Source organism: Verrucosispora sp. TAA-831, from assembly GCF_050780145.1.
Classification (GTDB): Bacteria; Actinomycetota; Actinomycetes; order Mycobacteriales; family Micromonosporaceae; genus Micromonospora.
The window spans coordinates 5,384,014-5,397,025 of sequence record NZ_CP192240.1 but is presented as its reverse complement, the minus strand read 5'-3'; the positions used below and the strand labels follow the sequence as shown (position 1 = coordinate 5,397,025).

At 73.2% G+C, this 13,012-nt stretch carries 11 protein-coding genes; 9 read left to right on the top strand and 2 right to left on the bottom strand.

Annotated features, from left to right (window positions below):
- Position 1 precedes the first annotated feature (1 nt).
- Positions 2-1,450, top strand: a complete 1,449-nt coding sequence (gene obgE / locus ACQVFL_RS23900; RefSeq protein WP_431727651.1) for a GTPase ObgE — start codon at positions 2-4, stop codon at positions 1,448-1,450.
- A gap of 26 nt (positions 1,451-1,476) precedes the next feature.
- Here obgE and ACQVFL_RS23895 read toward each other — a convergent pair whose 3' ends face one another.
- Both ACQVFL_RS23895 and ACQVFL_RS23890 read right to left on the bottom strand, forming a co-directional pair.
- Positions 1,477-1,956, bottom strand: a complete 480-nt coding sequence (locus ACQVFL_RS23895) for a DUF4383 domain-containing protein (RefSeq protein ID WP_431727650.1) — start codon at positions 1,954-1,956, stop codon at positions 1,477-1,479.
- 182 nt (positions 1,957-2,138) lie between these two features.
- On the bottom strand, positions 2,139-2,357 hold the full coding sequence (locus ACQVFL_RS23890; RefSeq protein WP_093407559.1) for a DUF397 domain-containing protein: 219 nt from the start codon (positions 2,355-2,357) through the stop codon (positions 2,139-2,141).
- A 67-nt stretch (positions 2,358-2,424) separates the two neighbouring features.
- Between ACQVFL_RS23890 and pepN the strand changes: the two genes are divergently transcribed.
- From pepN to ACQVFL_RS23850, 8 genes are all read left to right on the top strand, one after another.
- On the top strand, positions 2,425-4,938 hold the full coding sequence (gene pepN / locus ACQVFL_RS23885; protein ID WP_431727649.1) for an aminopeptidase N: 2,514 nt from the start codon (positions 2,425-2,427) through the stop codon (positions 4,936-4,938).
- Between the two features lie 74 nt (positions 4,939-5,012).
- Positions 5,013-5,612: a nicotinate-nucleotide adenylyltransferase gene (gene nadD, locus ACQVFL_RS23880; RefSeq protein WP_396698804.1), complete on the top strand. Its 600-nt coding sequence runs from the start codon at positions 5,013-5,015 to the stop codon at positions 5,610-5,612.
- Positions 5,613-5,708: 96 nt separating this feature from the next.
- Complete coding sequence (rsfS, locus tag ACQVFL_RS23875; RefSeq protein ID WP_396698802.1) at positions 5,709-6,113, top strand: ribosome silencing factor; 405 nt, start codon at positions 5,709-5,711, stop codon at positions 6,111-6,113.
- Positions 6,110-6,775 (top strand): histidine phosphatase family protein, encoded by a 666-nt coding sequence (locus ACQVFL_RS23870; protein ID WP_396698800.1) that lies wholly within the window; start codon positions 6,110-6,112, stop codon positions 6,773-6,775. The genes rsfS and ACQVFL_RS23870 overlap by 4 nt, the downstream gene beginning before the upstream one ends.
- Before the next feature lie 34 nt (positions 6,776-6,809).
- Positions 6,810-7,658, top strand: a complete 849-nt coding sequence (locus tag ACQVFL_RS23865) for a DegV family protein (RefSeq protein ID WP_431727648.1) — start codon at positions 6,810-6,812, stop codon at positions 7,656-7,658.
- 218 nt (positions 7,659-7,876) lie between these two features.
- On the top strand, positions 7,877-8,644 hold the full coding sequence (locus ACQVFL_RS23860) for an SDR family NAD(P)-dependent oxidoreductase (protein ID WP_396698798.1): 768 nt from the start codon (positions 7,877-7,879) through the stop codon (positions 8,642-8,644).
- Positions 8,645-9,816: 1,172 nt separating this feature from the next.
- Positions 9,817-10,521 carry a helix-hairpin-helix domain-containing protein gene (locus ACQVFL_RS23855; protein WP_396698844.1) on the top strand — a complete coding sequence of 235 codons (705 nt, stop codon included), beginning with the start codon at positions 9,817-9,819 and terminating at the stop codon, positions 10,519-10,521.
- Positions 10,518-12,893, top strand: a complete 2,376-nt coding sequence (locus ACQVFL_RS23850) for a ComEC/Rec2 family competence protein (protein WP_396698796.1) — start codon at positions 10,518-10,520, stop codon at positions 12,891-12,893. The genes ACQVFL_RS23855 and ACQVFL_RS23850 overlap by 4 nt, the downstream gene beginning before the upstream one ends.
- Positions 12,894-13,012 lie beyond the last annotated feature (119 nt).

Sequence of the window (13,012 nt, the reverse complement as noted above, 5' to 3'; positions counted from 1 at the left end):
CGTGACGACGTTCGTTGACCGGGTCGTCCTGCACCTGCAGGCCGGCGACGGCGGGCACGGCTGTGTGTCGATCCACCGGGAGAAGTTCAAGCCGTTCGGCGGCCCCGACGGCGGTAACGGCGGCCATGGCGGCAGCGTGTCGCTGGTGGTCGATCCGCAGGTGCACACGCTGCTCGACTTCCACTTCCGCCCGCACGTCAAGGCACCCAACGGCCGCGGTGGCGCGGGCTCCAACCGGGACGGCGCCAACGGCGGCGACCTGGTGCTCACCGTGCCGGACGGCACGGTCGTGCAGACCGCCGACGGCACCGTGCTGGCCGACATGGTCGGCGCCGGCACCACCTTCGAGGTGGCCCGGGGTGGTCGGGGTGGTCGGGGCAACGCCTCGCTGGCCAACGCCCGCCGGAAGGCACCCGGCTTCGCCGAGTTGGGCGAGCCGGGCGAGCAACTGGACGTGGTGCTGGAGCTCAAGAGCGTCGCCGACGTCGGCCTGGTGGGCTTCCCGTCGGCCGGCAAGTCGTCGCTGATCTCGGTGATCTCGGCCGCCAAGCCGAAGATCGCCGACTACCCGTTCACCACCCTGGTGCCGAACCTCGGCGTGGTCCGAGTCGACAACCACACCTTCACCGTCGCCGACGTGCCCGGTCTGATCCCGGGCGCGGCCACCGGCAAGGGCCTGGGGCTGGAGTTCCTGCGGCACGTGGAGCGGTGTGCCGTGCTGGTGCACGTGATCGACACCGCGACGCTGGAGCCGGGCCGGGACCCGCTGGCCGACATCGACACCATCGAGGCGGAGCTGGCCGAGTACGGCGGTCTGGCCGACCGGCCGCGCATGGTGGCCCTGAACAAGATCGACGTGCCCGACGGCCGGGACCTCGCCGAGATCGTCCGGCCCGACCTGGAGGCGCGCGGTCTGCGGATCTTCGAGGTGTCGGCGGCCACCCGGGAGGGCCTCAAGGAGTTCACCTACGCGATGGCCGAGCTGGTGGCGCAGGCGCGGGCCGCCGTGCCGCCGGCCGAGCCGACCCGCATCGTGATCCGCCCCAAGGCGGTCGACGACGCCGGGTTCACCGTCGAGGCGCAGGACGACGGCTCCTACACGGTGCGCGGTGGCCGCCCGGAGCGGTGGGTACGCCAGACCAACTTCGACAACGACGAGGCGGTCGGCTACCTCGCGGACCGGTTGGCGCGTCTCGGCGTGGAGGACCACCTGGCGAAGGCCGGTGCCCAGCCGGGCGATTTGGTGCGCATCGCGGACCGGGAGTTCGACTGGCAGCCGACCCTCTACGCCGGGGCGGACTACGTGCCGGGTTCCCGGGGCCGCGATGAGCGGCTGGAGGAGAAGACGAACCGCGCCAGCGCGGCGGAGCGGTTGGCGGCCCGCAAGGCCCGTCGGCAGCGGCCGGCGGACGAGGTGGAGGCGGCTCCGACGCCGGACGACGCCGGATAGCTCGCTGCGCGGTGCGGCGGCCCCGGTCAGGGGCGGTCGATCGGGTCGTCCAGCCGTGAACCGGTGCCCGCCCGGTTGGACAGCAGCAGGCCGAGGGCCAGCATCCCCAGGGCCAGGCCCAGGTGCAGCCAGTTGTCCGCGCCGTTCACCGGGATCCAGTTGGCGCCGGCCGAGTCGACGACCACCAGGCCGTAGATCCAGAGCACGAGGTACACCGCGCCGCCGCCGATCAGGAACAGCCGCGCGCCGGCCAGACTGCGGGCCAGCGCCAGGCCGACCACGCCGAAGGCGAGGTGGACCAGGTTGTGCAGGACGGAGACCTGGAAGACGCCGAGCAGCTTCGCCTCGGAGTGGTGGCCGGCGAAGGACAACTCGCCGTAGTTCGTGGTGATGCCGGGGACGAACCCGAGCACCCCGATCAGGAGGAAGACCACCGCCAGGATCAGGGCGGCGAGCTGGGCGCGGGTGGTGCGCCGGGCCGGCTTCTCCAGCGACCTGTGCGCCATCGTCGTCACCTCCGTGAGCCCGCGACCGTCGCGGGGTGGGTCCCCGGCTCCGACGATCTCGCATGTACGCCGTCGTCGGGGGCGACTCCGGAGAAATGACGACCAGCGTGGCACTGCGTACCGTGCGCCCCGGTCCGGCACGGCGGGACGGACCCGCCGACCGGGGCGACCCGGTGGTGGGCTCAGTCCAGGTCGAACTCGCCGTCCTGGGCGCCGGCGACGAAGGCGTCCCACTCGGCCTGCGTGAACACCAGCACCGGGCCGTCCGGCTCGGCGGAGTTACGCATACCGATGAGGTCGTCGACGAAGGCGACCTCCACCGCCGCCTCCGAGGTGTCGCCCTCGGCCCGCTGCCAGACCGCCCGGGAGAGGTCGAAGTCGCCCTTGGGGTGCGCTGTCATTGCGTCAGTCCTCCAGTGCAGGGGAATGGGGACGCTCGTTCGAGGCCCCATCGGGCAGGATAAGCGGATGCCGAGCCTGAGCCGTGCAGAGTCGACCGCGCGTGGCGCGTCGATCTCCGTCGTTTCCTACCACGTGGACCTCGACCTCACCGGTGGCGACGAGCGGTTCCGCTCGCTGGTCACGATCCGGTTCCGGGCCACCGGCAGGGAGACCTTCGCCGAGGTGAAGCCCGCGACACTGCTGGCGGTACACCTCAACGACTGTGATCTCGATCCGGCCGCGCTGGACGACAACCGGCTCGCCCTGACCGGGCTGGCCGAGGAGAACACGCTGACCGTCGAGGCGGAGATGGCGTACACGAACACCGGTGAGGGACTGCACCGGTTCGTCGACCCGGCCGACGGCGAGACCTACCTGTACGCGATGTCCTTCCTGGACGACGTGCAACGCATCTTCGCCGCCTTCGACCAGCCCGACCTGAAGGCGCCGGTCACGCTCACGGTCACCGCACCGGAGCACTGGACGGTCGCGGCCAACGGCGCACTGGCCGCCAACCCGGCCCCCGGGCGCTGGGAGTTCGTCCCCACCCTGCCCATCGCCACGTACTTCTTCACGCTGATCGCCGGTCCCTGGCACGTCAGGCGGGACAGCCACGACGGCATCCCGCTGGGGGTGTACTGCCGCCGGTCGCTGGCCGAACACCTGGACGCCGACGCCGACGAGATCTTCACCATCACGAGGCAGTGCCTGGACCGGTTCCACCAGCTCTTCACCGAGCGGTACCCGTTCGGCAAGTACGACCAGGCGTTCGTGCCGGAGTTCAACGCCGGGGCGATGGAGAACCCGGGCCTGGTGACCTTCCGCGACGACTACGTGTTCCGCTCGGCGGTCACCGACTCCGAGCGCGAGCTGCGCGCCACCACGATCGCCCACGAGATGGCGCACATGTGGTTCGGCGATCTCGTCACCATGCGCTGGTGGGACGACCTGTGGCTGAACGAGTCGTTCGCCGAGTACCTGGGCACCCGGGTCACCGCCGAGGCGACCCGGTTCGACCAGGCGTGGACGACCTTCGCGCTGCAACGCAAGGCCTGGGGGTACGCGGCCGACCAGCGTCCCTCCACCCATCCCGTCGCCCCCGAGCGGGTGGCCGACGCGGCGGAGGGGCTGCTCAACTTCGACGGCATCTCGTACGCCAAGGGCGCCAGTGTGCTGCGGCAACTGGTCGCCTGGCTCGGTGACGAGGCGTTCCTGGCCGGGCTGAACGATCACTTCGCCCGGCACCGCTTCGGCAACGCCACCCTGGCCGACCTGCTCGACAGTCTCGCCGCCGCCAGCGGCCGGGACCTGACCGACTGGGCGCAGGCGTGGCTGCGTACCGCGCAGGTGAACACGCTGCGCTCCGAGGTGCGGCTGGACGCCGACGGCCGGTACGCCGAGGCGGCCGTGGTGCAGACCGCCCCGCCGTCGCACCCGGTGCTGCGCCCGCACCGCATCGGGGTCGGCCGGTACGCCGTCGACGGCACCGCCGAGCGGCAGGAGATCGACCTCGACCCGAAGTCCGACGACGGACGTACGCTGCTCACCGGGTTGGTCGGTGAACCGGCGGCGGCGGTCCTGCTGCCCAACGACGGCGACCTGACGTTCGCCAAGATCCGCCTGGACCCGGCCTCGGCCGACGCCGTGTCGCTGCTGCTGCCCGAGCTGGCCGACCCGCTGGCCCGGGCGCTGCTGTGGGGCGAGGCGCTGGACGCCGCCACCGACGGGGAACGGCCGGTGCAGGCGGTGGTCGACCTGATCGGGGCGGCGCTGCCCACCGAGACCGAGGTGATCATCGCCGAGGACGTGCTGGCGCTGAGCCGGTCGCTGGTCGACCGCTACCTCGACCCGGCGGCCCGGCGGGCGGCCCTGGACCGGATCGCCGACGCCTGTCGCCGCTTGCTCGACGGTGCCGCGCCGGGGGAGTCGTTGCAGTTGGCCGCCGTGCGGGGCCTGATCGCCGTGACCACCGACGCCGACCTGCTGGGTGGCTGGCTCGCCGGTCGGGGCGTACCGGCCGGGCTGGCCGTCGACACCGAGCTGCGCTGGTCCGTGCTGGCGCGGCTGGTGACGCTGGGCGCCGCCGGGGAGAGCGAGATCGCCGCCGAGGCCGCCGCCGACCCGAGCGCCGCCGGTGCGGAGCGGGCCGCCGCCTGCCGGGCCGCGCTGCCCGACCCGGCCGCCAAGCAGGCCGCGTGGGAGATCATCGTGTCGAACACCGAGCTGTCCAACCGGCTGGTCGAGGCGACCGCCGCCGGTTTCTGGCGTCCGGAGCAGGCGGAGCTGACCGCCGAGTACGTGACCCGGTACTTCGACGACATGCCGGCCGCCGCGCGGCTGCGTACGCCCTGGGTGGCCGACGGGGTGGCCAAGCTGGCGTTCCCCCGGTACGCGGTGGCGCGATCGACCCGGGAGGCGGCTGCGGCGCTGCTGGCCCGCGACGACCTCACCCCGGGCCTGCGCCGGGTGGTCACCGACGCCGACGACGACCTGCGGCGGGCGCTGGACGCCCGGACGGTGATCGAAGGTACGCCCGCCTGACCTGGTGTCGCCGGGTCGGTGCCGTGGGTCACGGCCCGGCCCGGTGTGAACCGGATTCGGCATAGGATCATGGGGTGCGGGAAGACATCCGGCGGGTCGGGATCATGGGCGGCACGTTCGACCCGATCCATCACGGTCACCTCGTCGCCGCGAGCGAGGTGGCGGACCGGTTCGGGCTGGACGAGGTGGTGTTCGTGCCCACCGGGCGGCCCTGGCAGAAGGCGGACGTGCCCGTCAGCCCGGCCGAGGACCGCTATCTGATGACGGTGATCGCGACCGCGTCGAACCCCCGCTTCCAGGTCAGTCGGGTCGACATCGACCGGGGCGGCCCCACCTACACCGTCGACACGCTGCGCGACCTGCGCGCCGAGTACGGCCCGAAGGCGCAACTGTTCTTCATCACCGGCGCGGACGCGCTGGAGCGCATCCTGAGCTGGAAGGATCTGGACGAGATCTTCGAGCTGGCGCACTTCATCGGGGTGACCCGGCCGGGCTTCGCACTCACCGACGCCCACCTGCCCGCCGACACGGTCACCCTGGTGCAGGTGCCGGCGATGGCCATCTCGTCCACCGACTGTCGGGCCCGGGTCTCCCGGGGCGTACCGGTCTGGTATCTGGTGCCGGACGGTGTGGTGCAATACATCGCCAAACGGCGGCTCTATCAGGATGATTAGCCTGTTTCCTCCCGATTACTGCGGAAAACTGCCGAGTCGGCAATCCGCCGGGTGTGAGAGGCTTGGAGGCATCGCACGGGTGATCGAGGGAGAACGGTGACAGTTTCGGAACGCGCTCACGAGCTGGCGATGGCCGCCGCCCAGGCCGCGGCCGACAAGAAGGCTCAGGACATCGTCATCATCGACGTGGGTGACCAGCTCGCCATCACCGACGCGTTCCTGATCGCCGCGGCCCCGAACGAGCGTCAGGTGCTCGCCATCGTCGACGCCATCGAGGAAGCCCTGCTCGACCTGCCCGAGAAGGCCAAGCCGGTGCGGCGCGAGGGCGAGCGCGGCGGCCGGTGGGTGCTGCTCGACTACGTCGACATCGTGGTCCACGTGCAGCACACCGAGGAGCGCGAGTTCTACGCCCTCGACCGGCTCTGGAAGGACTGCCCCACCATCCCCTTCGTCGACCGGGACCTGGCCAGCGCCGAGGCCGCCACCGGATCCGGCGAGTGACCCGGCTGATCGTCTGGCGGCACGGCAACACCGACTGGAACGCCGCCGGTCGGGTGCAGGGGCAGACCGACGTACCCCTCAACGACCTCGGCCGCGAGCAGGCGCGCCAGGCCGCGCCGCTGCTGGCCGCGCTGCGACCGGACGCCATCGTCGCCAGCGACCTGAGCCGCGCCGCGGACACCGCCGGTGCGCTGTCCGCGCTGACCGGTCTGCCGGTACGCTCCGACGCCCGACTGCGCGAACGCCACTTCGGCCGTTGGCAGGGCCTCCTGCTCGCCGAGGCGTCGGCACAGTTCCCGGCGGAGTTCGCCCGCTGGCGGGCCGGTGACCCCGACCCGGGCGCGGAGATCGAACCGCTGGGCGAGCTGGGCAAGCGGATGGGCACCGCCCTCCAGGAGCTCGCCGACGACCTGGCCGGCCGGACGATCGTCGTGGCCACCCACGGCGGTGCCGCCCGGCAGGGCTGCGGCCAACTCCTCGGCTGGGAGCCGAGCGTGCTGCGCGCCGTCGGCGCGCTGCGCAACTGCCACTGGACCGAGCTGCGGCACGACGCCGACCGTGGCTGGCAGATGCGGACACACAACGTCGGCGCGGTCGACGTACCGCCGGTCACCCCCGGCGGCACCGCATCCGCCCGGCCCGGCTCCGCCGAAGCGGTCTGACGCCGCACCACGCCGATCGGCTACCGTGCCGGGCATGCCCGTCGCGGTCGTGACCGACTCCACCGCCTATCTGCCGCCCGAGCTGGTGCCCGCGCACCAGCTCACGGTGGTGCCACTGACCGTGGTGCTCAACGGGGTCGAGGGGCTGGAAGGCGTCCAGACCTCCCCGGCGGACGCCACCCGGGCGTTGAGCGCCCGACGGGTCGCGGTGAGTACGTCCCGTCCGTCCCCGGAACAGTTCGTCCGGACGTACCGGCGGCTGCTGGACGCCGGTGCGGACGGCGTCGTGTCGGTGCACCTGTCGGCGGGGCTCTCCGGCACCGTGGAGGCCGCCGACCTGGCCGCCGCAGAGTTCGGTGACCGGGTGACGGTGGTGGACAGCCGCTCCTGCGGCATGGGCCTCGGCTTCCCGGTGCTCGCCGCCGCCCGCGCCGCCCAGGGCGGTGCCGACCTGGCCGACGTACGCGCCGAGGCCGTCGCCGCGATCGACCGCACCACCATCTACTTCTATGTCGACACCCTGGAGTTCCTGCGCCGGGGCGGCCGGATCAACGCGGCCGAGGCACTGCTCGGCACGGCACTGTCGGTCAAACCGATCCTCTACATGCCGGACGGCGTCATCGTGTTGTGCGACAAGGTGCGCACGGCCAGCCGTGGCCTGGCCCGCCTGGTCGACCTGGCCGTCGAGGCGGCCGGGGATGCGGAGATCGACCTGGCCGTGCACCACCTGGCCGCACCCCAGCGCGCCGAGACCCTGCTCGACGCGCTCACCACCCGGTTGGGTCCGCGCCTGCACGACACGTACGTCTCCGAGGCCGGTGCCGCCGTCGCCGCCCACGCCGGCCCCGGCCTGGCCTGCGTCGTCACCCACCGCCGCCCCTGACCCCCCTGCGCCGTCCTCAGCACGGTCCCGTGCGTCGCTGTGTGCTGCGTTGCCTGTGTGCGTTGCCTGTGCGGGCGGCCCGCTGTTCTGGGCGCCGATCATGGAGTTGTGGTCCGTACTCCGTGCTTGTCTGTCCTGGTCTGCCGGTGCCATAAGTCGCTGATCGACGGGGTGAGTGCGGGGATGCGGAAAGATGGGTGGGGGTGGGAGGAGGGCGGATGTCCTGTGTGGTGACCGGTGGTGGGCGCGGGGTCGGGCGGGGGATCGTGGAGCGGCTGCTTACCGCGGGTGAGACGGTCGTCGTCGTCGAGCGCGACGGCGACGCGGTGTCCTGGGTGGAGCGTCATGCGGAGAACGGGCGACTCATGGCGGTGGTCGGTGACGCGGCCGACGAGGGCGTCGCCGGGCGCGCGGCCGACCTCGCCGAACGAGCCGGGCCGCTCACCGGCTGGGTGAACAACGCGGCGGTGTTCCGGGACGCGTCCGTGCACGACGCCCCCGTCGGCGAGGTGGTCGACCTGATCACCCGCAACCTGCGCCCCGCCGTGGTCGGCGCGGCCACCGCGGTACGCCGATTCCTGGCCGCCGGCACCGAGGGCGCGATCGTGAACGTCTCCTCCCACCAGGCTGCTCGACCGGTGCCCGGCTGCCTGCCGTACGCCACGGCGAAAGCCGCCATCGAGGGGCTGACCCGCGCGCTCGCGGTCGAGTACGGCCCGCGCGGCATCCGGGCGAACACGGTCGCCCTCGGCTCGGTGACCACCGAGCGGCACGAGGCGTTCATGGCCGCCCAGACGCCGGAGCAGACCGGACGGATCGAGGCGGAGCTGCACCGCCTGCACCCGGTGGGCCGGATCGGCCGACCTCAGGACGTCGCCGACGTGGTGGCGTTCCTGCTGTCCCCGGCGGCGGGTTTCGTCACCGGAGTCACGCTGCCGGTCGACGGCGGACGCGCGGCGCTCGGCCTCGACCCGGAATCCCGCTGACCCGGGGCGGCCCACGCACGACTATCGGCCGCCCGCCGCCCGCCGCCCGCCGCCCGCCGCCCGCCGCTCCTCACCGATGGACCGTGCACGCCCGTGCAAGCGTGAAGGTCACGCTCGATCCCGGATCGAGTGGTATCCGAGCGCGACGATGACCACTCGATCCGGGATCGAGCGTGATCTTGCGGTGGAGGCGACAGCATGGGCCTGAGCAAGGCGGTTGCCAGGCCCGATCTGGCCGCGATGCGGGTGCCGACACCGACGCGGCGGGCACCAGCGCGAGCAGCAGAAGGCAGGCCCCTGCGGTGGGTACACGACGAAGTCCCCAGCCTCGGGCTGGGGGCTTTCGGTGGCTCGGGTGTCAGCCGACCGGGCCGATCCGCTTCGCCGACTCGGCGAAGCCCCGCCAGGCGGCCGGGCCGACGTGCAGGGTGCCGCCGTCACCGCGCTGGTGACGATGACGAAGGAGCCGTCGAGACCGGCGTACGGCCCCGACCGACCTCGGAACGACCTGTATCCGGACGTGCGGCAACTCGGCCTACGACAGCCGGGCGTCCAATCGCTCACGACCGGGTCCATGCGGTGGATCAATCGACCGATCGGCCCCGATGGCGGTACAGCCTGGAAGCATCCTCGGTCCGGTGCGTCCGGCCATAGCACGAACGATGCTTGATCAGGCGGTTGTCCACAGCCGACCGGTTGTCCACAGCCGGGGCGATTGACTGCGGCACGCGTCGGGCTCGCCGTCCTAGCCTCGCGCCGTGTCCAACGACGACGAGGAGACGGCGGTCCGGGATCGCCTGTGGCGGCTGATGTCCGGCACGGCAGCGCACGCTGCCGACCTGCCCACCGATCGACCGTCACCGGCAGGTCGTGAGGTCGGCCTGATGTCGCCGGGCGATACCGGCCCGGACTCCGACGACTTCGCACCGGCCTCGTCGTCCCCGTGGCGCGGACCGACGGAGTGGCCGACCGTTTCGCTACCCGTGCACACGTCCGCTGCCCCGGAGGTCTCGGCGGACACCGGGACCCACGTCGCCGCTGCCCTCAGGTATTCGGCGGACACCGGAACCAGCGTCACCGGTCCGCAGCGGCCTCCGTCGACGCCCTCCGCCACCGTGGTCGCCGATCCGTACCTTGCCTCGGAGCGAACCGGCCGGTCGGGTGCCACGGCGATGCCGGCGGACACCGACGCGACCCCTGCACCGTCCCGACTGCCGGGTCCCGGGGCGTTCGATCCCGGGCGGCGCGGGGTCCGGGTGCTCGCCGTGGTCGCCGTTCTGGTCGTGGTCGTCGCCGCCGGCTGGGCGTGGCGGTCCCGTCCGCAGGTCGAGCCGGTCGTCACCGTCAGCGGTCCGAGTGGGGCCGCCGACGTCGACCCGTCCGGTCCACCCGGTGACGAGCCGATGACCGACCCGTCGGCCGTACCCGCCGGTGAGGTGGTCGTCGCCGTGGCGGGCAAGGTGCGTCGGCCGGGTCTGGTGCGGCTCCCGGCCGGGGCGCGGGTGGCCGACGCCGTGGAGGCGGCCGGTGGGGCGCTGCCCGGGGTGGACGTGGCGATGCTGAATCCGGCCCGCAAGGTGACCGACGGCGAGTTGGTCGTGGTCGGCGTACCGCCGCCGACGCCAGCCGCCCCGGCACCCGGCGTCCCGGCACCCGGCGCCGCCGTGCCCGGTGCGGAATCCGGCGGACGGGTGAACCTGAACACCGCCACGCTCGCGCAACTCGACGGGCTGCCCGGAGTGGGACCGGTGCTCGCGCAGCGGATCATCGAGCACCGCGAGCAGCGCGGCGGCTTCCGCGCCGTCAGCGACCTGCGCCAGGTCAACGGCATCGGCGACGCCCGGTACGAGGAGCTGAAGGACCTGGTGACGGTGTGACCGCCGACGCGAGGGTGCCTGATCTCCGGCTGGCCGGACTGGCCGTGGCGGCCTGGCTCACCGCCCTGGCCGGGCTACACCTCACCGCTGCGCGGGCACTGCTGGTGGCCGTGCTGGCGGCGGCGGTGGGCGTACTGGTCGCGGTGCACCTGCTCGGGTTCGCCGGGCGGCAGGGTGCCCTCGCCCGACGCTACGGCTGGACCGTGGTGGCGGTGTTGATCGGGGTCGTCTGCGGGGGCGCGGCCACCTCGGCCCGACTGGCGGTGCGGGACGCCGGCCCGTTGCGTGCCTTGGTCGACGACGGCGGGCAGGTCAGCGCGGAGTTGACGGTCCGGGACGATCCTCGGGCACTACGCGGCGGCATCGTCGGTCGCCCACCGACGTTGCTGGTGTCGGCCCGGTTGGTGACCGTCACCGGCCCGGCGGGGCACCGGGTCACCACGCCGGCCCGGGTGCTGGTGCTCGCCGACGACCCTGCCTGGCGCGGACTGCTGCCCGGGCAACGCATCACGGCCGAGGGCCGCCTGACCGAGCCGCGCGGCGGTGACCTGACCGGCGCGGTGCTGCTGGCCGAGGGCGCACCCGTCCGGCTCGGGTCGGCGTCGGTGCTGCAACGAGCCGCCGGGGTGCTGCGGGCCGGGCTGCAACGCGCCTGCGCGCCGCTGCCCGACGACCCGGGTGGTCTGCTGCCCGGCCTGGTGGTCGGTGACACCAGCGAACTGCCCGACACGGTCGAGGAGGACTTCCGGGCCACCGGCATGACGCATCTCAACGCCGTCTCCGGTTCCAACGTCGCGATCGTGGTGGGGGCGGTGCTGTTGGCCGCACGCTGGGCCCGTGCCGGTCCGACTCTGGCCGTCGTACTCTGCGGGCTCGCTCTGGTGGGCTTCGTCATCCTGGTCCGACCCTCACCGAGCGTGGTGCGGGCGGCGACGATGGGGGCGATCGGACTCGCCGCGCTGGCCACCGGCCGACCCCGGGCGGCGGTGCCGGCCCTCGCCGCCGGAGTGGCGGTGCTGGTACTCGTCGACCCCGACCTGGCCGGGGACGCCGGTTTCGCGCTGTCGGTGCTGGCGACCGGTGGTCTGCTGCTGCTCGCGCCACGGTGGCGCGACGGATTGCGTCGACGGGGCGTACCGGCGGGGGCGGCCGAGGCGCTGGCGGTCCCGGCCGCCGCGCAGTTGGCCTGCTCCCCGGTGATCGCCGGCCTGTCGGGCACGGTCAGTCTGGTCGCGGTCCCGGCGAACCTGCTCGTCGTGCCCGCGATCGCTCCGGCCACGGTGCTCGGGGTGCTGGCCGCGACGATCTCGCCGGTCTGGCCGGCCGGTGCCCAGGCCGTCGCCTGGCTGGCGCACTGGCCGGCGTGGTGGCTGGTGCTGGTGGCCCGCCACGGGGCCCGCGTTCCGGCGGGCAACCTGCCCTGGCCGGGCGGGGTGTCCGGAGCGCTGCTGCTGGCGGCGCTGACCGTGGCCCTGCTGGTGGCGGTGCGGCGACCGGTGGTGCGCCGCCTGGTGGCGGTGCTGACCGCCGCCGTCGTGGTCGGCACGCTGCCGGTGCGGGTGGCGGCACCGGGCTGGCCGCCGAAGGGGTGGGTGGTCGTCGCCTGCGCGGTCGGTCAGGGCGACGTCGTGCTGCTGCCGGTGGCGGCGGGACGCGCCGTCGTGGTCGACGCCGGACCCGATCCGGCGGCGGCGGACGCCTGTCTGCGGAGACTCGGCGTACGGCGGGTGCCGCTCCTGGTGATCAGCCACTTCCACGTCGACCACACCGGGGGAGTGGCCGGGGTCTTCCGGGACCGTCGGGTGGACACGGTGGTCACCCCCCGCTGGCCGGAGCCGGAGATGGGGCGGGACCTGGTGCACGACACCGCCGCCGCGCACGGTACACCCCTGGTGGCCGCCCCGGCCGGATGGCGGTACCGGGCGGGCGCGGTCGACCTGGTGGTCCTCGGTCCGCCCTATCCCATGCGGGGCACCAGGTCGGACCCGAACAACAACTCGTTGGTGCTGCGGGCCACCGTGGCCGGGGTGCGGATCCTGCTCGCCGGGGACGCGGAGACCGAGGAGCAGCAGGCGTTACGGGAGCATCTGCCGCCGGACGGGCTGCGGGCGGAGGTGTTGAAGGTCGCTCACCACGGGAGCGCGTACCAGGATCCGGCCTTTCTGGACGCGATCGCCCCGGCGGTGGCGTTGGTGCCGGTGGGCGCGGGGAACACCTACGGGCACCCCAACGAGGCCGTCCTGGCCCGGTTGAGTCGGGGTGGGGCGCGGGTGCTGCGGACCGACCGCGACGGGGACGTCGCCGTGGTGGTCGGTCCGTCCGGGCTGGCGGTGGTGGCGGGGGGAGTGGACCTGACCAGGGCCAACCGATGAGCGAATCCGACTTATGGAGAAAGAAGGCTAATTGTATATATGTCTGGATTTGCGCTGAGTGCGGGGTCTGCCAGCACAGTACCGACGAGCAGACTGGACCTCGCCGCAGAGCGTGCGAG

Excerpts from the sequence above, each read along its gene's own strand:
- ACQVFL_RS23890 (WP_093407559.1), bottom strand. The coding sequence starts at position 2,357 with ATGACAGCGCACCCCAAGGGCGACTTCGACCTCTCCCGGGCGGTCTGG.
- ACQVFL_RS23895 (WP_431727650.1), bottom strand. The coding sequence starts at position 1,956 with ATGGCGCACAGGTCGCTGGAGAAGCCGGCCCGGCGCACCACCCGCGCC.
- pepN (WP_431727649.1), top strand. The coding sequence starts at position 2,425 with ATGCCGAGCCTGAGCCGTGCAGAGTCGACCGCGCGTGGCGCGTCGATC.
- ACQVFL_RS23855 (WP_396698844.1), top strand. The coding sequence starts at position 9,817 with ATGCCGGCGGACACCGACGCGACCCCTGCACCGTCCCGACTGCCGGGT.
- ACQVFL_RS23865 (WP_431727648.1), top strand. The coding sequence starts at position 6,810 with ATGCCCGTCGCGGTCGTGACCGACTCCACCGCCTATCTGCCGCCCGAG.
- ACQVFL_RS23860 (WP_396698798.1), top strand. The coding sequence starts at position 7,877 with ATGTCCTGTGTGGTGACCGGTGGTGGGCGCGGGGTCGGGCGGGGGATC.